This window comes from Oceanimonas marisflavi (assembly GCF_003049725.1).
Classification (GTDB): domain Bacteria; phylum Pseudomonadota; class Gammaproteobacteria; order Enterobacterales; family Aeromonadaceae; genus Oceanimonas; species Oceanimonas marisflavi.
Genome location: NZ_QAGM01000008.1, coordinates 68,022 through 89,679, shown reverse-complemented (window position 1 = coordinate 89,679; position 21,658 = coordinate 68,022). Strand labels below are relative to the sequence as shown.

Sequence of the window (21,658 nt, the reverse complement as noted above, 5' to 3'; positions counted from 1 at the left end):
CCTCATATCGACAGCTTCTTGAGGCGCTTGCCGCCCCAGAGCAGGTTGACCAGGGCCCGGGTACCGACAATGGCGGTAAACATGGAGGCCAGAATGCCGATCATCAGGGTCACGGCAAAGCCCTTGATGGGACCGGTGCCGACCGCGAACAGAATGATGGCGGTAATAAAGGTGGTGATATTGGCATCGGTAATGGTGCCAAAGGCCTTTTCATAGCCCATGTGAATGGCCTGCTGAATGCTGCGACCGTCCCGCAATTCCTCGCGAATACGTTCAAAGATCAGCACGTTGGCATCCACCGACATGCCGATGGTGAGCACGATACCGGCGATGCCCGGCAGGGTCATGGTTGCCCCCGGCACCATGGACATGACCCCGATAATGATCACCAGATTGGCCAGCAGCGCCAGATTGGCCACCAGACCAAACTTGCGGTAGTAGATGCTCATAAACAGCACCACCGCCAGCAGACCGTAGATCATGGCCATCAGGCCGTTTTCCACGTTCTGCTGGCCCAGGCTCGGACCTATGGTGCGCTCTTCCACGATCTGAATGGGCGCAATCAGGGCGCCGGCCCGCAGCAGCAGGGCCAGATTCTGGGCCTCGGCCATGGAGTCGATACCGGTAATACGGAAGCTGCGGCCCAGCCGGGACTGAATGGTGGCCACGTTGATCACTTCCTGCTCCTTGCGCAGGGTCGGCTTGCCATCGGCACCGGGCTCGTCACCGGGCTTGTATTCGGTGAACACCGTGGCCATGGCACGGCCCACATTGTCCTTGGTGAAGTCGGCCATGCGGCTGCCACCGGGGGCGTCCAGGCTGATGTTCACCTGCGGGCGGCTGAACTCGTCCATGCCGGAGTTGGCATCAACGATATGTTCACCGGTGAGGATCACCCGCTTTTGCAGCACCACGGCACGGCCGCTGCGATCGGTAAACAGCTCGGAGCCCGGCGGTACCCGGCCTGCGGCCGCTGCGGCGGCATCGGCGCGCTCGTCCACCAGACGGAATTCCAGGGTAGCGGTGGCACCCAGAATTTCCTTGGCGCGGGCGGTGTCCTGAATGCCCGGCAGCTGCACCACGATGCGGTCGGCACCCTGACGCTGTACCAGCGGCTCGGCCACACCCAGTTCATTCACCCGGTTACGGATAATGGTGATGTTCTGCTGCAGGGCATATTCCTTCACTTCCTTCAGCCGCTGCTCGCTCATCACCGCCAGCAGACCAAAGCTGTCGCCATTGTCCTGCGTGGTAAACACCAGATCCGGGTTCTTTTGGCGCAGGTGACTGATGGCCTTGTCCCGGGTGCCTTCATCACGGAACATCACCAGAGTGCCGCCATCACGGTTGAGCACACCGGAATAGCGCAGGCGCTCCTGACGCAGTTCAGTACGAAAGTCCTGTACCGTCTGCTCCTGCACCCGGTTCAGGGCCTCGTCCATGTCCACTTCCATCAGGAAGTGCACACCACCCCGCAGATCCAGCCCCAGCTTGAGCGGCCCGGCGCCGATGGCTTCCAGCCAGGCAGGGGTGGACGGTGCCAGGTTAAGCGCGGTGACATAATTGTCGCCCAGGGCATCGGCAACCAGGTCCTTGCCTCTGAGCTGATCATCGGTATTACGAAAACGAATAAGAAGCTGGTCGTTTTCCAGGGCGGCGCTTTTTACATCGATGCCGGCCTGAGTCAGGCTTTGCTGGGCCTTGACCAGGATGTCGGAAGAAACCTGGGTACCGCGGCTGCCGGACACCTGAAGTGCCGGGTCTTCACCAAACAGGTTGGGTGCTGCATAAAGAAAACTGATGGTGATCACCAGGACCACCATCAAGTATTTCCACAGCGGATATCGATTTAACACGCTGTGCTCCTCGACAGGAAAGAATTAGAGGGACTGAATGGAGCCCTTGGGCAGGACGGCAGTGATGAAGTCCTTCTTGATGGTCACCTGGTTTTGCTCGCTCAGGCTCAGTACCACATAGTCGTTTTCGGCGGAGATTTTGGCAATCTTGCCCACCAGACCACCGTTGGTCAGTACTTCGTCGCCCTTGCTCAGGGAGGACATCAGGTTCTTGTGCTCTTTGACCCGCTTGGACTGGGGACGGAAGATCATGAAGTAGAAGATCAGGCCGAACACGACCAGCATGATGATCATTTCCATACCGCCACCGGCGGCACCGCCACCCTGGGCGTAAGCGTTGGAGATAATATCCATTCTTGCAGTTTCCTCGTTGATGGTTAAAAACCGTTATGCGCCTGCTTGCTCAGGCTGGTCCAGCGGCGGCACGGGCTTGCCCTGCCGGCGATAGAACTCTGCCACAAAGTCATCTAATTTACCCTGCTCAATGGCGCCGCGTAAACCTTCCATCACCCGCTGATAGAAACGCAGGTTGTGAATGGTGTTTAAACGCGCACCCAGGATCTCGTTGCACTTGTCGAGATGGTACAGGTAGGCGCGGGAATAATTTTTACAGGTGTAGCAATCGCAGTCGGCATCCAGCGGACCGGTATCGGTCTTGTGTTTGGCGTTGCGGATCTTGACCACACCGTCGGTGGTGAACAGGTGACCGTTGCGGGCGTTGCGGGTAGGCATGACGCAGTCGAACATGTCGATGCCCCGGCGCACCCCTTCCACCAGATCTTCCGGCTTGCCCACGCCCATCAGGTAACGGGGCTTGTCTTCGGGAATTTTCGGACAGGTGTGCTCCAGCACCTTGTGCATCTCGTGCTTGGGCTCACCCACCGCCAGCCCGCCCACGGCATAGCCGTCAAAGCCGATCTCGAGCAGGCCCTCGAGGGACTGATCCCGCAGATCTTCGTAAACACTGCCCTGGATAATGCCGAACAGGGCATTTTTGTTGCCCTGCTTGTCGAAATGATCCCGGGAACGCTTTGCCCAGCGCAGGGACATTTCCATGGACTTCTTGGCTTCTTCCCAGGTGGCCGGATACGGGGTGCACTCGTCCATGATCATCACGATGTCGGAGCCCAGATCGAACTGAATTTCCATGGACACTTCCGGCGACAGGAAGATCTTGTCGCCGTTGACCGGATTGCGGAAATGCACGCCTTCTTCGGTGATCTTGCGAATGTCCCCTAAGCTGAACACCTGAAAACCACCGGAGTCGGTGAGGATGGGCCCCTGCCAGTTCATAAAGTCGTGCAGATCGCCGTGCAGCTTCATCACGTCCTGCCCGGGACGGATCCACAGGTGAAAGGTATTGCCCAGCAGAATATGGGCGCCGGTGGCGGCCACTTCTTCCGGGGTCATGCCCTTGACGGTGCCATAGGTGCCCACCGGCATAAAGGCCGGGGTTTCCACCACGCCCCGGTCAAAGATCAGCCGGCCACGGCGGGCGCGTCCGTCTGTGGTATCCAGTTCAAATTTCATTCTTTACCTCACTGGCCGGAGAAACAGTCCGACCTTTAATATCAGGGATTGGGGACTAGGGAGCCAGGATTAGTTATGGGTGTCTGTAGGCCCGAATTTATTCGGGCAATACCGTTGGCGGCTGCCACTTCGCCCCACTAAAGTGGGGCCTACAAACCCCTTAACCAGTCCCTATTCCCCAGTCCCCATTCCCTGCTGTCGAGTAATAAACATGGCATCGCCGTAACTGAAGAAACGGTAACGCTCGGCCACCGCCGTCCGGTAGGCTTCCATAATATGATCCCGGCCGGCAAAGGCGCTGACCAGCATAATCAGGGTCGACTCCGGCAGGTGAAAGTTGGTCACCATGGCGTCCACCAGCTGAAAACGGTAGCCGGGGTAGATAAAGATGTCGGTATCGCCATAGAAGGGCGCCAGTGGCTCGCCTTTGGCCAGGCTGGCCTGGGCGGCGCTTTCCAGGGAGCGCACCGAGGTGGTGCCCACTGCGATCACCCGGCCGCCCCGAGCGCGGGTGGCGTCGATCTGCTCTACCACCTCGGGGGGCACTTCGATGTACTCGGCGTGCATCTTGTGCTCGAGCACGTTGTCGACCCGCACCGGCTGAAAGGTGCCCGCGCCCACATGCAGGGTAATAAAGGCAAGTTCCGCCCCCTTGGCGCGAATGGCGTTCAGCAGCGGCTCATCGAAGTGCAGACCGGCGGTGGGCGCCGCCACGGCGCCGGGCTTTGCGTTGTAAACGGTCTGGTAGCGTTCCTTGTCGGCGTCGGTGTCGGGCCGGTCGATATAGGGCGGCAGCGGCATATGGCCCACCGCCTCCAGGATCTCCAGCACGGTACGGTCGTCGTGGAATTCAATTTCAAACAGGGCGTCGTGACGGGCCACCATGGTGGCGCGAACGTCGGGCTCGAGAACAAGCTCGGTACCCCGCTTCGGCGCCTTGGAAGCACGCACATGGGCCAGCACCCGCTTGTCGTCAAGCATGCGCTCCACCAGCACTTCCAGCTTGCCACCGCTGGCCTTGCGGCCAAACAGCCGGGCCGGAATGACTCTGGTATTGTTGAACACCAGCAGATCGCCGGGATTGATCAGGTCCAGTATGTCGCCAAAACGGCCGTGAACCAGGTTTCCGGAATTACCGTCCAGCTGCAGCAACCGGCTGGCGGTACGTTCGGGCATGGGGTGACGGGCAATGAGCTCATCGGGAAGCTCAAAGGAAAAATCTTGGACCTGCATAACTACCTCTGTGTCGGACGAGCGCTAGTCTAGTGAGGGCCCCTCGAGGGATCAAGGCAATTCGATGTTGAAGCAATTTACCCGTGGACGGGGAAAATGCGCAATTGTGGCCACAAGCATGATCCCGCTCAGGTTACTGGCACACTCTGTTGGGCTATCTTGATATAAAAAGAGGAGAACCATCATGCCGGCCATTGTTTCCGAAATAATGTCATCCCGCGTTCTGGGGCTGCCTCCTTCCGCCACCCTGGCCGAAGCCCGCACCCTGATGCAGCGCCATCATATTCGCCACCTGCCGGTGCTGGAGCATGAACAACTGGTGGGACTGATCAGCCAGCGGGACATTCTGGCCGCTCAGGAGTCCAGCCTGGAGCGGGGCCGAAACGGCCAGTTTCTGGAGCAGCACAGGCTGTCGGAAATCATGAAAACCGGGGTCACCACGGTCAGCCCTCGAGCCGGCATTCGCGAGGCGGCCCTGTATCTGCAAAAGCACAAGTACGGCTGTCTGCCGGTGGTGGACAAGGGCAAACTGGTGGGCATTGTTACCGACAGCGACTTTGTGGCGGTGGCCATTCACCTGCTGGAAGTGCTCGACAATCAGCTGGACGAGCAGGACGACGAACCCGACGCCAGCGAAATCGACGAGCTGCAGGCCGAGTCCGATGAATTTGAGTACCGGGATGATTCCCCTCGCTGAATGAATTACCTGGCTCATCTGCACCTGGCCGACATCAGCAACACCAGCCTGGCCGGCGCCCTGCTGGGAGAATATGCCCGGGGCACAGTGGATACGACTCTGCCGCAGCGGCTGCAAACCGGCATTGTGCTGCACCGGCGTATCGACAGCTTTACCGACGCCCACCCGCTGCATGCGGCCAGAGTGCGCGCCCTGCCGCCCCCCTTTCGCCGCTTTGGCGGCATTATTACCGACATGATGTTCGATCACTGTCTGGCCCGGCACTGGCCGCGCTTTCATCCCCTGCCCCTCGAGACTTTTGTGCAGCAGGCTCATGCCGAACTTCAGCCAGACCGGCACTGGCCCGAGGCCATGGTGCTGCTGGTCACCCGCATGCAGCAAAGCGGGCTGCTGCTGCACTACCGGGAGTTTGACGGCATTATCACTGCCCTCACCCGTATCGACCGGCGCTTTAAACGGCCCACGCCCCTGCCTTACTGCCGGCCACTGCTGGAGAAGCATTACACCGGCTTTGAACAGGCTTTTCTGGTTTTTTATCCCGAGTTGCAGCACTACGTTTTGCGCCAGGCCCGGGGGTTCGCGGGGTAAAAGCAGTCGGGTTGCACCGGCTGGTGAGTAAAAAAGCGGGTGTTCTTGCAGGGCAGTTTCATAAAGCCGCCCACCCCCTGATCGGTGATCAGCGGAATATGCTCGACAATTTGCGCCAGCAGGGCGGCGAACCCGGCCTCGGCGGCGGCGTCCAGCAGCCGGTAGTAACTGTGCAGTTTCAGATGCTCGGGCGTCACTTCAAAAATGATGCAGCCGCTGTGATGAATGTGATTCAGTCTGGCGATCACCGCCATGATCTCCGCGGGCAGCACCAGTTGTTCATCCGGATCCCGGCCGTCTTCAAAATAGGAATGGGGTTGACGATCAGCGACGGTATCGGGCCGGTCCGCCAGCCGGTAGGGAATAACCATACCGGCTGGCGGCACAAAGGGCTGGCCAGGGCCGCTGCGACTCAGATGCAGGGTATTGCGGGCATTGAACAGGCAGGCCTTGAACACGCCGGTTTTGGTAATGGCCCGGGCCAGGGTCACCACGTTGTTGATCGCCACGGCAAAGGCCGGCAGCAGGCTGTCATCGTACAGATTAAGGCTGGAGTCGATGTCCACGCCCTGTTCGCGCCAGTGAATGGCCAGCCCCCCCATCACCGGATAGCGCCCCAGCCGGCTCACTGCCGCCACAAAGGCCTTTTCGGTCTCGCCCATGCCTTCGAGATATTGTTTGTAGTAACGCTCCAGCTGGGCGTCGGCCACCTGATGAATGCCTTCCTGCTCGCTGTGCTCGCGCAAAAACGACTTGCGCGAGGAATACACCACGGTATCGATATCCCGCCCGCCACTGCCGGGCCACACCGGTAACTGCGGACTGTCGTCAAACAGCGGCAGCTCGGGCAGCACCAGTTGCCTGAGCCGGGGCATGGCCTTCAGCCAGTAATCCCCGGCCCGGCGGCGATGGTCGGGGTCGTCATCGAGCAGGGCATCCAGCAACCGGGCAAACTCTTTCGGCAGCCCCAGGCTGGTGGCGGGTATGACCCTGCGGCCAAAGCGGCAGGCCTGGCCCGAGGCCAGGGCATAGAGGGTGCCGGCCACGCCCTGCTCGTCAAAGCGGGGGCTCGAAAGCGCCCCGGCCAGCTGCTCCGGGCCGATAAAATACACATCCCCCATACGGGCATTGGACTGCTGCAGATCTCCCGACAGCAGCGCCAGCCCCTGAGGCCCTGTCCAGTTGCCTGCGGCGTCCAGCTGGGCAAACACCGACGAGCCCCAGTCCACCAGGCTGATGCGCCCGCTTTCAGGCTCATACATGATGTTCGACGGCTTGATATCGCCGTGCACCACGGGGGCCGGCTCGCCGCCCTGAGTATGCTCACGCAATGCCTGCAGTATGTCCGCCAGCTGGGCGGCAATATCGATGACTTCCCGGGCAGAGAGCCGGCCCTGGCGCAGACTGTAGTGCTCCAGATCTTCTCCCGGCGCCCGGCTCATCAGCAATATGCCCTGACGGCCGCGCAGGGCATAGGCCAGGTACTTAGGCACCAGCGGATGCTGTACGCAGGACAGCATATAGGCCTCATCGGCCAGCCGTTCCCGCACCGCCTCGGGCAGGTCGAGTCGGGAAAACTTGAACGCCACCTGCTCACCATTTTCGCCGGTGCCGGCAAAGGTAAAGCCGTAAACCCCCTTGCCCACCAGACTGATATGGCGGTAACCGAGCTTTTCCAGCTCGGTAATGCACAGGGCAATCCAGTCTTTCAGTTTTTGCGCATCATTGGCACTGAGCAGGTAGATGGACTGCTCTTCGGGAATATAGAAGTTGCCCAGCGCATCCATGGCCGGTGTCAGTGCAGCCGGGCCAGCATGCGACCTGGCTGCTCCAGATAACTCTGCCAGCAGCGGTTAAAGCGGGCCAGGCTGGCGCCGTCGATCACCCGGTGATCCGCTGACCAGCACACCGTCATGATGTGCCGGGCCACCACGGCATCCTGCTCGTCAAAGCGGGGCAACCGCTGCAGCCGCCCCAGAGCGGCAATGGCCAGTTGCGGCGGCGTGACGATGGGGGTGGACACTGTGCCCCCCAGCACGCCGATATTGGACAGGGTGATGCCGGCCCCGCCGAGCTCGGCCTGAGTCAGCCGGCCGGCCCGGGCCGCCTCGGTCAGCCGGGCCAGCTCCTGCGCCAGGGTCAGCAACGACTTGTCTTCACAATGGTGCAGCACCGGCACCAGCAGGCCGGCGGGCGTGTCCACCGCCACCCCTACGTGGTGACCGTCTTCATACACCAGGGTATGCCCTTCGTCTTCCAGATGAGCGCCCGGCAGCGGATAGTCCGACAACGCCAGGGACAGCGCCTTGATAAAAAACGGCAACAGGGTCAGTTTTACCCCTTCCTGTTCAAACTCGGGCGCCAGCCGGTGTTTGAGCGCCACCAGCTCATCCAGACAAAACTCCTCGCAGTAGGTAAAGCGGGGAACGGTGAGACTCTCGGTCATGTGCCGGGCCATGGCGGCACGCACCCCCGTTACCGGCTCCCGCCAGGCCGATTCCTGCCTTGCCGAAGATGTTTTTCGTGCCCTGAGCCAGGCTTCCACGTCTTCCTTGTAGATCCGGCCCTTGTCGCCGGAGCCGGGCACCTGCATCAGATCCACATTGTGCTCCCGGGCCAGCCGGCGCACCGCGGGGCTGGCCACGGCGCGCTGGCCGGTACTGGCTGCCGGTGTGAATGTCACTGCTGGCTTCGGCTCCGGTTTTGGCTCGGGTTTTGGTTCCGGCTCCGGTATCACTTCGGATGTTGGCTCAGCGCCGGCATTTTTTTCGTTTTCGTCTTCCTTCGCCAGCGCCATTTCAAACAGGGGCGCATCCACTCGGGCCATGTCCCCCTTTTTTACATACAGGCGAGTGATGATGCCGGCATCCACCGCCGGTATCTGCACCAGCGCCTTGTCGGTCATTACATCGCAGATGGCCTGATCTTCCTCCACCCGATCGCCCTCGGCCACCAGCCACTCCACCAGCTCGCATTCCACTATGCCCTCGCCGATATCCGGCAGCAGAAAGTCCTTTTTCATGGCGCACTCCTAAAAGTTCACGGTGGCGTTAATGGCATCGAAAATTCTGTGCTGATCGGGCATATATACTTTTTCCAGCGCCAGCGGAAAGGGCGTATCCGGCCCGCATACCCGGGCGATGGGACTTTCCAGATACAAAAAGCAGCGCGCCTGCACGGTGGCGGCGATCTCCGCTCCCACACCACAGGTGAGCGGCGCCTCGTGGCTGACCAGCAGCCGTCCGGTTTTCAGCACCGAGGCCACCACTGTGTCTTCATCCCAGGGCAGCAGGCTTTGCAGATCGATCACTTCGCAGGAAACGCCCTCTTTTTCCGCCATTTCCGCCGCTTTTTGCAGATACTCCATCTGGGCGCCCCACCCCAGCAGAGTAATATCCGAGCCTTCCCGCACCACCTCGGCCTTGTCCAGGGGCAGCTGATAATAGCCTTCGTCCACCTCGGCCACCGCCGCCCGGTACAGCCGCTTGGGCTCAAAGAAGATCACCGGATCCGGACAGTCGATGGCCGCCAGCAACAGCCCCTTGGCCTGCACCGGGCCGCGGGGCACCAGCACCCGCAATCCGGGGGTATGCACAAAATAGGCTTCCGGCGACTGACTGTGATAATGGCCGCCGGCAATGCCACCACCGTAAGGCGCCCGCACCACCAGGCCACCCACATTGAACTGGTTGCCGGAGCGGTAGCGGAACTTGGCGGTTTCATTCACCAGCTGATCAAAGGCGGGAAAGATGTAATCGGCAAACTGAATTTCCGCCACCGGCTTCAGTCCCTTTGCCGCCAGGCCATTGGCAAAACCGATAATGCCCTGTTCGGTCAGCGGCGTATTGAAACAGCGGTCTTCGCCGTATTTGTCCTGCAGCCCGCTGGTGGCCCGGAACACGCCACCAAAGTGGCCCACGTCCTCACCAAAGCACAATACTTCCTGCTCTCTTTCCATGGCCAGATCCAGGGCGTGATTGACCGCCTGCAACAGGTTCATCTGTTTCATGAGCGCTCCCTTTTCCGGCTGGCCCCATCCTGCTTTTTCAGCCTTTCCAGCTGGCGCTGCAGGTGGACTGGCACCGCCGCGTACACATCCTCCACCAGGCTCTCAAGAGTCGGTTTTGGCTTTTTTTCGGCCTGTTTCAGGGCCTCCAGTATCTGCCGGCGCAGGGCATCATGCTGCCGGCGATCCTCGTCTTCATTGAGCCAGCCGCGATGCTGCAGCCACAACCGGTAGCGACCGATGGGATCCCGCTTGCGCCAGCGCTCCTCTTCCTGCTGCGAGCGGTAGCCACTGGGATCATCCGAGGACGAATGCGCCCCCAGCCGGTAAGACATGGCTTCAATCAACACCGGCTGGGGATCTTCCAGCATCAGCTGCCGGGCCTGGCGCGTGGCCTCATACACCGCCAGGGCATCGGCACCGTCCACCCGCAGGGTACGAATGCCATAGCCCACGGCGCGGCTGGCAATACCATCGCCCACAAACTGCTCGCTGGCCGGGGTGGAGATGGCATAGCCGTTGTTGCGACAAAAGAAGATGACCGGCGCTTTCAGCACTGCCGCCATGTTCACCCCGGCATGAAAGTCCCCTTCCGAGGCCGCCCCTTCTCCGAAATAGCACAGGGTAATGGCGTCATCGCCGGCCAGCCGCTGGCCATAGGCGTAGCCGGCGGCCTGGGGAATTTGGGTGGCCAGAGGCGAGGAAATGGTCATAAAGTTAAGCTCTCGGCAGCCGTAGTGCACCGGCATCTGCCGGCCCTTGCCCAGATCGTCTTCGTTGGAAAACAGCTGGTTCATAAACTGATCCAGGGTAAAGCCCCGGTGCAGCAGGGCGCCCTGCTCCCGGTACTGGGCCAGGATCATGTCTTCCGGTGCCAGCGCTGCGGCACTGGCCACCGCCTGGGCCTCTTCCCCCAGGCTTTGCAGATAAAAGCTGATGCGCCCCTGGCGCTGCGCCGCCAGCATGCGCTCATCCAGCAAGCGGGTGGTCACCATGCTGCGATACATGGCCAGGGCCTGCTTCTTGTCGAGCTCCGGTGCCGTGGCATCGGCGTAAAGGTGGCCGTCGTCCTTTAACAGCCGAAAGGTGGGAATGGTCAGGCCGTGGCCGTCCACGAACCGGGCCCGGTGCACCAGGGTAATGGTGGCGTTATTGGGATTGGTCATGCCGCCCTCACAGTCCAGACTGGAACCTCGAGGCTAAGTCTAGTCGAGCGGCCCGGGTTGAGCCCAAAACGAAAAAAGGCAGCCTCACGGGCTGCCAAAAACGAGATGGACCTTGCAATGTTATTGTTATGGACGACTCAGAGACTCAGATATTTTCGAACTGACCCATGGTGTTGTCCTTGCCACCGGCCTTGAGGGCGGCTTCACCGGCAAAGAATTCCTTGTGATCGTCACCGATGTTGGAGCCGGCCATGTCCTGGTGCTTGACGGTGGCAATGCCCTGACGAATTTCCTGACGCTGTACCCCCGCCACATAGGCCAGCATGCCTTCGTCACCGAAGTAGCCCTTGGCCAGGTTGTCGGTAGACAGGGCCGCGGTGTGGTAGGTCGGCAGGGTGATCAGGTGGTGGAAAATGCCGGCTTCCCGGGCGGCATCGGCCTGGAAGGTACGCACCTTCTCGTCGGCCAGCCGGGCCAGCTCGGTGGCGTCGTAGTCGGCGCTCATCAGGCGATCCCGATCGTAGCCGGACACATCCTTGCCTTCGGCGGCCCAGGCATCAAACACCTGCTGACGGAAGTTCAGGGTCCAGTTGAAGGACGGGCTGTTGTTGTACACCAGCTTGGCATCGGGCACCACGGCGCGAATGCGGTCCACCATGCCCTTGATCTGGCCGATATGGGGCTTCTCGGTTTCAATCCACAGCAGGTCGGCACCGTGCTGCAGGCTGGTGATGCAGTCCAGCACCACCCGGTCTTCACCGGAGCCGGCCTTGAACTGGAACAGGCCCGACGCCAGACGCTTGACCTTTTTCAGCTTGCCGTTGGACTTGATCACCACATCGCCGTTGTCGATTTCGTCGGCGCTGTTGATGTAGTCGCCGTCAAGGAAGCTGTTGTACTGGTCGCCCAGATCCCCCGGCTCACTGGTCACGGCAATCTGCTTGGTCAGACCGGCACCCAGAGAGTCGGTACGGGCCACAATCACACCGTCATCCACCCCCAGCTCGAGGAAGGCCAGACGCACGGCGTTGATCTTGGCCAGGAAGTCGGCATGAGGCACGGTCACTTTACCGTCCTGGTGGCCACACTGCTTCTCGTCGGATACCTGGTTTTCCAGCTGAATACAGCAGGCACCGGCTTCAATCATCTTTTTGGCCAGCAGGTAGGTGGCTTCGGCGTTACCAAAACCGGCATCGATGTCGGCCACGATCGGCACAATGTGAGTTTCGTGATTGTCGATTTGAGCTTCAATTTCCCTGGCCTTGGCGGTGTCACCGGCCTGCTGAGCATCTTCCAGGGCACGGAACAGGTGGTTCAGCTCCCAGGAGTCGGCCTGACGCAGGAAGGTATACAGCTCTTCAATCAGGCCGGGTACCGAGGTTTTCTCGTGCATGGACTGATCCGGCAGCGGACCGAACTCGGAGCGCAGCGCGGCCACCATCCAGCCGGACAAATAGAGGTAACGGCGCTTGGTGCTGCCAAAGTGCTTCTTGATGGAAATCAGCTTCTGCTGACCGATAAAGCCATGCCAGCAGCCCAGAGACTGGGTGTACTGCGCCGGGTCGGCATCGTAGGCGGCCATGTCTTCGCGCATGATTTTGGCGGTGTATCTGGCGATATCGAGGCCGGTCTTGAATTGGTTCTGCACGCGCATGCGGGCAGCATGTTCGGGTTTAATGGCACCCCAGGTCGGGTTCTGCTTGAGCAGCGTGGTCAGGGTATCGATCTCGTTGGCGTATGGCATGGTTCCAGTCCTGTCTTGTTGTTGTTGAGCAATCGTGTGTCTCAAACCGTTACACATCCCTGTCAAACCAGCGTTGACACCGCCGTTCGGCTGGCTTGGCAGTACTTTGTTGTTTTTATGTTTAAAGCTGCACTGCAGCTCGTTTCCGTTTGTTTGGCTTGTTACAGCAAAGTGGTTTTACCGAACAGTTGCCGCTTTTCCTTTCGTGTTGCGGTGTGGCTATTACGTTGCGCAAAAAAACCGGTTCGATCAAGATCCAATTTAACTAAAACACAACATGCATCACATTCCCTCGCCGGCCTTAGACCAAAGCATTACCCCTTTCACCCCATTGAAAAAAGCCACATTTACCAGGATCAAAAACACGCTTAAAACGCCATAAATGTAATTTAATTACGTAAAATAAAATCAAAAAACCGATATAGATTAAAGTTAAGTCCAATCTTTGTGTTTTTATTGGGCCAGCCCGAAAGACCTGCACCAGCAAAGCTCAGAAGCGGCCTCATCGGGCACTGCGCTCTCGGGCAGATTTTTTTGCGAACGCAAAAAAAAATCATGAAACCCAACATCCCCTTACCGTGATTTCCTCGCTGGTGTCGTTGTTTTGTCATGTTCAGGTTTGCTGCCCCACTGTGCCATCGGACCCTGAGGCTCCCCTATTCGGCAGGGTGGAAAAGGCAGCATGAGTGACTGACAACGGCAGAAATTTTTTTCTGGTGGATGAGTGTTTTCGGATCCAACTGATTGATAAAACCAATCAATAAAGTAGAAATAAATGATTTTAACTAACAAAAGACAGACCCTAGTATGAACGGCGTTCGAGACACACATTTACCGACAACCCAAAGGAGCTATTCATGGCTGTTTCCATCAATACCGAAATCAAACCCTTTACCGCCCAGGCCTACTACAAGGGCGACTTCGTGCAGGTGACCGAGGCCGATCTCAAGGGCAAGTGGTCCGTGGTGTTCTTCTACCCCGCCGACTTCACCTTTGTGTGCCCCACCGAGCTGGGTGATCTGGCCGATCACTACGAAGCGCTGCAGAGCATGGGTGTGGAAGTGTATTCCGTGTCTACCGACACCCACTTCACTCACAAGGCCTGGCACGACAGCTCCGAGACCATCGGCAAGATCAACTACTACATGGTGGGCGATCAGACCGGCACCATCACCAACAACTTTGGCGTGATGCGCGAAGGTCAGGGCCTGGCCGACCGCGCCACCTTTATCATCGATCCCCAGGGCGTGATCCAGGCCATGGAAATCACCGCCGAAGGCATTGGCCGTGACGCCTCCGATCTGGTGCGCAAGATCAAGGCCGCCCAGTATGTGGCTGCCCATCCGGGTGAAGTCTGCCCCGCCAAGTGGCAGGAAGGCGAAGCCACCCTGGCCCCGTCTCTGGATCTGGTTGGCAAAATCTAAGATCTGAACGCACTTCCCCGGCCCGCCGCGATAACCTCCCTATCCGGTCGGCGGGCCGGGTTTTTTGTACCTCACATTCAGCACAGGACACGCCCATGTTAGATACCAATCTTAAAAAGCAACTGGACACCTATCTGCAGCACATCGTCTCGCCGGTAGCGATCAGCGTGTCCGGTGATAACAGTCCGAAATCAAAGGAATTGCTGGAGCTGGCCACTGAAATCAGTGAGCTGTCCGGCAAGATCGAACTCATGGAAGCCCGCGCCAGCCGTACACCGAGCATGAGCATGGCCGCTGCCGGCCAGGCCCCGCGCATCAGTTTTGCCGGTATTCCCCTGGGACACGAGTTTACCTCCCTGGTGCTGGCGCTGCTGCAGACCGGCGGTCATCCGTCCAAGGCCGATCCGGCGCTGCAGGAGCAGATCCGCAACCTCGAGGGGGAATACCACTTTGAAACCTATGTATCGCTGTCATGCCAGAACTGCCCGGATGTGGTGCAGGCGCTGAACCTGATGGCCACCCTGAACCCCAATATCACCCATGTGATGATCGACGGCGCCCTGTTTCAGGATGAAGTGAACGAGCGCCAGATCATGGCCGTGCCCGCGGTTTATCTGAACGGCGAACACTTTGGCCAGGGCCGTATGACGCTGGAAGAAATCACCGGCAAGCTGGATACCGGTGCCGCCGAGCGTCAGGCCGCCGCCCTCGGCGAACAGGATCCCTTTGATGTACTGGTGGTGGGCGGTGGCCCCGCCGGCGCAGCAGCCGCCATCTATGCCGCCCGCAAGGGGGTGCGCACCGGCCTGGTGGCCGAGCGCTTCGGTGGTCAGGTGATGGACACGGTAGGCATTGAGAACTTTATTTCCGTGCCCTATACCGAAGGCCCGAAACTGGCCGCCAGCCTGGAGCAGCATGTAAAGGAATATGACGTCGAGCTTGTCACCAGTCAGCGCGCCGCCGGCATTCAGCAGGGCGAGCTGATTGAAGTGCCGCTGGCAAGCGGTGCCGTGCTTAAAAGCAAGTCGGTCATTCTGGCCACCGGCGCCCGCTGGCGCGAGCTGAAGGTGCCCGGCGAAGCCGAGTACCGCAACAAGGGCGTGGCCTACTGCCCCCACTGTGACGGCCCCTTCTTCAAGGGCAAGCGGGTGGCCGTGGTGGGCGGCGGCAACTCCGGCATTGAAGCCGCCATCGATCTGGCGGGCATCGTCGAGCACGTCACCGTGGTGGAATTCGCCGACAGTCTGCGTGCCGACGAGGTACTGCAACGCAAGGCGCGTTCACTGGGCAATATCGATATTATCATGAATGCCCGGACCACCGAGGTGCTGGGGGACGGCAACAAGGTGACCGGCATGCAATATACCGATCGCAGCAGCGGTGAAAGCAAGCGGCTCGATGTGGCGGGCATCTTTGTGCAGATTGGCCTGGTGCCCAACACAGAATTTCTGCAGGGCTCAAGTGTGGAGCTGAGCCGCGTTGGCGAGGTGATCATCGACAACCGGGGGGCCACCTCCATGCCGGGCGTGTTTGCCGCCGGCGATGCCACTACCGTGCCCTACAAGCAGATCATTATCTCCATGGGAGCCGGCGCCACCGCCGCCCTGGGGGCCTTTGATCACCTGATCCGCTCGTAACAGCGTGAGGGGCGAGGGGTGAGGCGATTCCACTCCTCACACCTTACTCCTCACGATTTTTCAGCCTTTCTGCAATTGCGCCTTGAGGTTGGGCGGGGTGCCCCTGATGGTCAGGGTATCGGTGGCCGGATCGTAGTCAATACGCTCTCCCAGCAGCTTCTGATCGAAGCTGATGGTCAGGCCGCCGCCGGAGCCCACGTATTTGGTCAGGCCCTTGAGAGACGAGCGATCCACCGGAAAACGCTCTTCCAGGGCGTATTCCTCGCTCACAAACTGATAAAAGTCGAGGTCGTCGTCGGTACCCAGCTCCGCCGACAGCTCGCGCAGCTCCAGCTCTTCCCCTTCCTTTAACTGCTCCCGGCAATACTTGCTGATGGTGGCCTTGCTCTGCAGTTTTTCTTCCTGACTCAGCTGGCGGGCATCGCAGTACTCATCCACCGCTTTCATCAGTCCCTGGCTCTGGGCCTTGGGATCCATGCCCTCGACACAGGACAGAAAGTTGAGAAAGAAATCCGACACCTTGCGACCGGCCCGGCCCTTGATAAAGGAAAAGTACCGCTTTGACTCGGGCCGGGTCTGCAGCTCGGTCAGATCCAGCCGCGCCGCCAGCTGCATGCGTCCCAGGTCCAGATAACTGGCCCGGCTCACATCCAGCTGCTCGGTGACGGTCACGCTGTCTTTATTATCGAGCAGGGCGATCAGCAGATAACGGGCCCCCAGCCACTGATAACGCACAAACAGCAGCACGCCTTCTTCCTGCATGTCCAGCCGGTTCAGCTCGCCCAGCAACCGCTCGGCGGCCTGGTGTGAAAAAGGCGCAAAGCCCAGGCTCTGATCTTCCATGCGCCGCACCAGATCGCGAAAGCCGGTGTCCTCGTCGCTGAAATAGCCAAACACCTTGCCGGCCTTGGTATTGTAAATATGGTGCAGCTCGCTCATCAGCTGCGTCACCGCCGAGCCCGTGGCCAGCTCGTCGTCGCGCTTGGCAAGCTCGGTCTGCCCCTGTTCATTCAGAAACAGGGAATGCACTATGATGTGTTCGATGTCCAGGCTCATGTCAGATTGCCATAGAGTTGCCGAATGGGGTGGGGTATTATAGACGCCCTGTTATCAAGTTAAACGATTGAACGCCCATGCCTGTTATTTCCAAGTACGACAAACAATTCGACCAGTTGCTGAGTGAGCTGGAGGCGGTGATGGACAAACACCAGGCCCCGGCAGATCTGCGACTCATGGTACTGGGCAACCTGGCCACCCATATCATCAATCACCAGATAGCACCCGGTCAGCGCAAGGCCATTGCCGACAAGTTTGCCAGTGTGCTGACCTCCTCCGTCGACACACAAAAAGGGGCGCACTGAGCGCCCTTTCATTCACCGAGATCCACCACCCTCATGGTTGAAACCGGCCCCCAGTATCGTGACCATGTATCCCGCCTGATCGGCTGGGGCCACTGGTTTGTATTTTTCAACATTCTTCTGGCCATGGCGGTGTCTGTCCGCTATCTGTTTGCGGCCGGCCTGCCCGATACTCTCCTCGGTATTGGCTATATGCTGGTCAGCTGGGTCGGGCATTTTGCCTTTCTCACCTTCTGCACCTACCTGCTGACCCTGTTCCCGCTGACGTTTCTGTTTCCCAGACTCAGGGCAGTACAATTCCTCGGAGCCGGGCTGGCGACAAGCGCGCTCACCCTGCTGCTGGTGGATACTCAGGTGTTCAGCCTGTTTGGCTTTCACCTTAATCCTTCGGTGTGGCGGCTGCTGCTGGATCAGGCCCAGGCAGAAAGCGCGCCGGGCTGGGGCTGGCTGTTCGCCTGGGTACCTGTGCTGTTTTTGGTGGAGCTGTGGCTGGGGGCCTGGTTGTGGCGCTGGAGCCGGGGGCGCTCGCGCAGCCTGTCGCGTCCGCTGACCCTGCCTCTGCTGGTGTGCTTTTTCCTGACCCACAGTGTGCACATCTGGGCCGATGCCACCCTGTATACGCCGATAACCCTGCAAAAGGCCAACTTTCCGCTGTCCTATCCCATGACCGCCAAAAGCTTTCTGATCAAGCAGGGCTGGCTGGATGAAGAAGAATACCGGGAGCGTTCGGAGCGCGTGGCCGACAAACCACAACAGCGGCTTAACTATCCGCTGCGCTCCCTGTCGGTGCAGCCGCCGGAGCGGGCCCCCAATATTCTGCTGGTGGTGACAGACGGCCTGCGCGCCGATCAGCTCGATGCCATTACCATGCCCAATCTGAGCCGCTTTGCCGACCGCCACCTGCGCTTTGACAATCACCTCAGCGCCGGCAACCGGCCCGAGCCGGCGCTGTTCAGCCTGTTCTACAGTCTGCCCGCTCACTACCGGCGCGAAGCCGAGCTGGAGCGGACCGCCCCTGTGCTGGTCGACGAGCTTCAGCGCCAGGACTACCGTTTTGGACTGTTTGTCAGCGGTGGCACCGACTCCGCCCTGTACAAGGACACCATTTTTACCACCCTGCGCAACCCGGGCATGCAAGCTGCTCCCGGCGGTGCCGACGGCGATCGCCAGATACTGAGCCGTTTTGCCGGCTGGCTGAGTGAGCAGCCGGACGATCGCCCCTGGTTTTCCTATGTCTATCTCGATGCGCTCAACACCCTGTCATTACCCCAGGGCATGAGCGGGCCATTCCAGCCCTCGCTGAAACAGCTGAATCCGGCGGCGCCCTTTCACAGCGAGCAGCACGACGCCCTGCTTAATCGCTACCGCAATGCCGTGTTTTATACCGATCAGTTGCTGGGCGGTCTGCTTGGCCTGCTGCAGGGAGTTGAACGGGATACGATCGTGGTCATTACCTCGGGACACGGCATCGAATTTAACGACAGTGGCAACAACACCTGGGGTTTTGGCAATGCCTATTCACCGGCCCAGTTGCGGGTGCCGCTGGTGGTCGCCTGGCCGGGAAGAACCATGCCGGAGCGCTTTACGCACCCTACCAGCCACCTGGATCTGGCTCCTACCCTGCTGCAACAGGCATTGGGGGTAAGAAACCCGCTGCGCAGCTATGCCAGCGGCCAGTCGCTGTTCAGCGAACGTCCAAACCGCTGGCGGCTGGCTTCCGATGAAGAGGAGTATGCCATTTACCAGAATGATGACATCACCCTGTTCAACCGGCGCGGGGATCTGCAGTTGCTGAGTGCCGGTGATTACCATGAGCGGGAAGGAAGCAACCCGGAGCTGACCCTGCTGATGCAGGTGATGAACGAGCTGAACCGGTTTCAGGGGAAATAACCGGGACTGGTAACTGGGGACTGGGGACTGGTAAATAATACGGTTGTAGGTTGTGATGAGCGCAGCGAATCGCAACAAACACTGGCGACGCCGGCAGCCAAATGTTGGAATTCGCTTCGCTCATTCCAACCTACCCCGAATTTGCTGCTCTCCGGATACTGCTTTTAGTCCAGTACCCGCCTGGCCTGCCAGTAACGGCTGCGCCAGTAGACATTGTCCAGGCTGGAGATGGTCACTCCCACGCTGGATGAGGCATGGGCAAACTTGCCATTGCCAACATAAACGCCATTGTGGCGCATGCTGCGTCCGGTACGGAAAAACACCAGATCGCCGGGCCTGAGTTCGTCCTTCTCCACTTCCCGCCCCAGCTGCACCTGCTCATAAGTGCTGCGCGGCAGATCCATGCCAAAGGCTTCCTGGTAAAGGGCCTGAGTAAAAGCAGAGCAGTCAATGCCCTGCTCACTTTCACCGCCAAACCGGTAGGGAACACCACGCCAGCGCTGATAGACCTGCTGCAAGTCACTGATCGTGGCCAGCGAGCGTTTGGGCTTCATGGGCTCGGTGCTGATGCTGTAAGTCAGGGAAGAGGACGGCTTATTACCAGTCATCCTTTTGCCTGACTTGTGATCGGAAACAGTAGTGCATCCGGCCATCACAAGCAGACTGCCGACAACAATGATATGTTTAAGCATTATGAATAATGGCAACCGAAGAATGGGTCTCAGCATAGTCCAGTTCCGGAGTATTTTGCAAAGCGAAAAATGAGTGAAAACAACGATATTACTGCCGAGTTGCTGATTTGCGACGCCATGGCGATAAAACCGCCGGAAATTGCGTATAAAATCCTCTCCGAAGCCGAACGGCAACGCCTGGAGCGCATGACCAACCCGCTTCAGCGCCAGCTGTTTCTGCTGGGACGCTACCTGTTGCGCCAGCGTCTGGGGATATTGCTCGGAAAATCCCCCGCGGCCCTCGAGATTGGCCTGAGCGCCAGAGGCAAACCCGGGCTTGCCGGCAGCAACTGGCAGTTCAACCTGAGTCACAGCAGCTCCCTGCTGGCCCTGGCAATCAGCCCCGAGGCACCGGTGGGCGTGGATCTGGAAAGCCGGAAACTTGAGCGCAATGGCATCGACCGGCTGGCCCGGCGTTACCTGACCGCCGAAGAGCAACACTGGCTTGCCAGCAGTCCTCAGCCCGGTAACGACTTTCAGCAACTGTGGACTATCAAGGAGGCCGTGCTCAAGGCCGACGGCAGCGGCATCGCCAACAACCTCGACCGGGTTGAATGGCATCCTGGCCAGCCCGAGGCTCGCTTTAACGGTCTTCACTACCGGCTTTACCAGGGCAGACTTGAAGCCGCCAGCCTGACGCTGGCGATAGCAGCCCGACACTGCCGGCTGCGCCGGCTGACCCCGGCAGATTGCAGCGCTGAGCTTGAAATCACGGGACCGCAACCCAATCTAGCCATAAACCCATAAAGAGACGTTTTTAATGATCGTTGATATTACGGTAGAAAACTTTCAGCAGTCACTGATCCAGGCTTCCATGAGCAAGACGGTGGTGATTTTCTTCCACGCCGACCAGGTGCCCGAGTGCAAACCCATGAGTGCGCTGGCAGAGCAGCTGATCGGTGCCGATAATGGCCAGGTGGATCTGGCCCGGGTGGACGTGGCGGATCCGCAACTGCAGAGCCTGGCCATGCAGCTGGGCCTGCAGGCGCTGCCGGCACTCGTGGCCTTCAAGGAGGGTCAGCCGGTGGACATGCTGGAAGGCCCTCAGGACGAAGCCGCCCTGAAAACCTTTCTCAAGCCCTACCTGCCCAATGAGGCCGAGTTGCTGCTGGATCAGGCCAAGCAGATGCTGGGCATGGATCCGAAAGCCGCCTACGGCCTGCTGCAGCAGGCCAGAGCCCTGGAAGACACCCCGGCCATTCGCCTGACCCTGGCCGAAACCGCCCTGGCCCTGAACAAGCTGGAAGAAACACAACAATTGCTGGATACCATCGGCATGGCGGATCAGGACAGCCAGTATCAGCATGTACTGGCCCGGCTGGAGCTGGCGAAAGAAGCCGCCGACAGCCCCGAGCTGCGAGAGCTGGAGCAGAAACTGGCGGCTTCTCCCGACGATCTGGAGCTGAAGGAAGAGCTGGCGGTACAGTATTTTCAGGCCGGTCGTCAGGAAGAAGCGCTGCAGCTGCTGACCGAGATCCTGCAAAAAGATCTGTCCTTTGGCGAAGCCAGAAAGCATCTGCTCGACATGCTCACCAGCATGGGCGCCGATCCGGTGGCGTCCCGCTACCGCCGCAAGCTGTACAGCATGCTGTACTGATCGGGACCAGGGACTCGGGATATTGTAGGTTGGCGATAAGCGAAGCGAGTCCCAACAATCGAGCAAGCCGTGACAGTGTTGGGATTCGCGCTGCTCATCCCAACCTACTCTTCTTCGGGCAACACCGACGTTGTCTGTATGATGCCAGTCAACGCCGGGCTACTTACAGCTTAAAGCTGACAGCTTACGGCTCCCCGAAGG

General features: G+C 59.6%; 19 protein-coding genes. 8 read left to right on the top strand and 11 right to left on the bottom strand.

The window, feature by feature from the left end; translation table 11 throughout:
* Nucleotides 1–2 precede the first annotated feature (2 nt).
* The 4 genes from secD to queA form a co-directional block, all read right to left on the bottom strand.
* Nucleotides 3–1,856, bottom strand: a complete 1,854-nt coding sequence (gene secD, locus DA373_RS07120; RefSeq protein WP_107851630.1) for a protein translocase subunit SecD — start codon at nt 1,854–1,856, stop codon at nt 3–5.
* A gap of 24 nt (nt 1,857–1,880) precedes the next feature.
* Nucleotides 1,881–2,210 (bottom strand): preprotein translocase subunit YajC, encoded by a 330-nt coding sequence (yajC, locus tag DA373_RS07115; protein ID WP_107851629.1) that lies wholly within the window; start codon nt 2,208–2,210, stop codon nt 1,881–1,883.
* A 33-nt stretch (nt 2,211–2,243) separates the two neighbouring features.
* Nucleotides 2,244–3,386 (bottom strand): tRNA guanosine(34) transglycosylase Tgt, encoded by a 1,143-nt coding sequence (gene tgt / locus DA373_RS07110; protein WP_107851628.1) that lies wholly within the window; start codon nt 3,384–3,386, stop codon nt 2,244–2,246.
* Nucleotides 3,387–3,557: 171 nt separating this feature from the next.
* Nucleotides 3,558–4,619 (bottom strand): tRNA preQ1(34) S-adenosylmethionine ribosyltransferase-isomerase QueA, encoded by a 1,062-nt coding sequence (gene queA, locus DA373_RS07105; protein WP_107851627.1) that lies wholly within the window; start codon nt 4,617–4,619, stop codon nt 3,558–3,560.
* Between the two features lie 184 nt (nt 4,620–4,803).
* Here queA and DA373_RS07100 point away from each other — a divergent pair, with 184 nt between their 5' ends.
* Both DA373_RS07100 and DA373_RS07095 read left to right on the top strand, forming a co-directional pair.
* Nucleotides 4,804–5,316 (top strand): CBS domain-containing protein, encoded by a 513-nt coding sequence (locus DA373_RS07100; RefSeq protein ID WP_107851626.1) that lies wholly within the window; start codon nt 4,804–4,806, stop codon nt 5,314–5,316.
* A complete protein-coding gene (locus DA373_RS07095; RefSeq protein ID WP_107851625.1) occupies nt 5,317–5,904 on the top strand; it encodes an acyl carrier protein phosphodiesterase in 588 nt (195 codons plus the stop codon).
* Here the strand turns inward: DA373_RS07095 and DA373_RS07090 are convergent.
* From DA373_RS07090 to DA373_RS07070, 5 genes are all read right to left on the bottom strand, one after another.
* Complete coding sequence (locus DA373_RS07090) at nt 5,868–7,691, bottom strand: serine/threonine protein kinase (protein ID WP_107851624.1); 1,824 nt, start codon at nt 7,689–7,691, stop codon at nt 5,868–5,870. The two genes, DA373_RS07095 and DA373_RS07090, sit on opposite strands and share 37 nt — an antisense overlap.
* 8 nt (nt 7,692–7,699) lie before the next feature.
* Complete coding sequence (locus DA373_RS07085) at nt 7,700–8,926, bottom strand: 2-oxo acid dehydrogenase subunit E2 (RefSeq protein ID WP_107851623.1); 1,227 nt, start codon at nt 8,924–8,926, stop codon at nt 7,700–7,702.
* Between the two features lie 9 nt (nt 8,927–8,935).
* Nucleotides 8,936–9,913, bottom strand: a complete 978-nt coding sequence (locus tag DA373_RS07080; protein WP_107851622.1) for an alpha-ketoacid dehydrogenase subunit beta — start codon at nt 9,911–9,913, stop codon at nt 8,936–8,938.
* Nucleotides 9,910–11,076, bottom strand: a complete 1,167-nt coding sequence (locus DA373_RS07075) for a thiamine pyrophosphate-dependent dehydrogenase E1 component subunit alpha (RefSeq protein WP_107851621.1) — start codon at nt 11,074–11,076, stop codon at nt 9,910–9,912. Before DA373_RS07075 ends, DA373_RS07080 begins: the two co-directional genes overlap by 4 nt.
* A gap of 145 nt (nt 11,077–11,221) precedes the next feature.
* Nucleotides 11,222–12,820: an isocitrate lyase gene (locus DA373_RS07070; protein WP_107851620.1), complete on the bottom strand. Its 1,599-nt coding sequence runs from the start codon at nt 12,818–12,820 to the stop codon at nt 11,222–11,224.
* Nucleotides 12,821–13,677: 857 nt separating this feature from the next.
* Between DA373_RS07070 and ahpC the strand changes: the two genes are divergently transcribed.
* Nucleotides 13,678–14,244, top strand: a complete 567-nt coding sequence (ahpC, locus tag DA373_RS07065; RefSeq protein WP_107851619.1) for an alkyl hydroperoxide reductase subunit C — start codon at nt 13,678–13,680, stop codon at nt 14,242–14,244.
* A 95-nt stretch (nt 14,245–14,339) separates the two neighbouring features.
* On the top strand, nt 14,340–15,881 hold the full coding sequence (ahpF, locus tag DA373_RS07060; protein ID WP_107851618.1) for an alkyl hydroperoxide reductase subunit F: 1,542 nt from the start codon (nt 14,340–14,342) through the stop codon (nt 15,879–15,881).
* 60 nt (nt 15,882–15,941) lie between these two features.
* Here ahpF and yejK read toward each other — a convergent pair whose 3' ends face one another.
* On the bottom strand, nt 15,942–16,937 hold the full coding sequence (gene yejK, locus DA373_RS07055; protein WP_107851617.1) for a nucleoid-associated protein YejK: 996 nt from the start codon (nt 16,935–16,937) through the stop codon (nt 15,942–15,944).
* 77 nt (nt 16,938–17,014) lie between these two features.
* On the opposite strand from yejK, the gene DA373_RS07050 reads away from it, so the two are divergent.
* Entirely contained in the window at nt 17,015–17,242 is a 228-nt protein-coding gene (locus DA373_RS07050; RefSeq protein ID WP_107851616.1) for a YejL family protein, read from the top strand.
* Nucleotides 17,243–17,275: 33 nt separating this feature from the next.
* Complete coding sequence (locus DA373_RS07045) at nt 17,276–19,129, top strand: DUF3413 domain-containing protein (protein ID WP_107851615.1); 1,854 nt, start codon at nt 17,276–17,278, stop codon at nt 19,127–19,129.
* Nucleotides 19,130–19,293: 164 nt separating this feature from the next.
* On the opposite strand, the gene DA373_RS07040 is transcribed toward DA373_RS07045, so the two are convergent.
* Nucleotides 19,294–19,737, bottom strand: coding sequence for an NlpC/P60 family protein (locus tag DA373_RS07040; RefSeq protein ID WP_198650260.1), 444 nt, complete (start codon nt 19,735–19,737; stop codon nt 19,294–19,296).
* A gap of 153 nt (nt 19,738–19,890) precedes the next feature.
* On the opposite strand from DA373_RS07040, the gene DA373_RS07035 reads away from it, so the two are divergent.
* Together DA373_RS07035 and DA373_RS07030 are read left to right on the top strand one after the other, a co-directional pair.
* The gene (locus DA373_RS07035) at nt 19,891–20,607 is read left to right on the top strand and encodes a 4'-phosphopantetheinyl transferase family protein (protein ID WP_107851613.1); all 717 of its coding nucleotides are present in this window, start codon (nt 19,891–19,893) and stop codon (nt 20,605–20,607) included.
* A gap of 13 nt (nt 20,608–20,620) precedes the next feature.
* Nucleotides 20,621–21,457, top strand: coding sequence for a tetratricopeptide repeat protein (locus DA373_RS07030; RefSeq protein WP_107851612.1), 837 nt, complete (start codon nt 20,621–20,623; stop codon nt 21,455–21,457).
* Nucleotides 21,458–21,658: the final 201 nt, after the last annotated feature.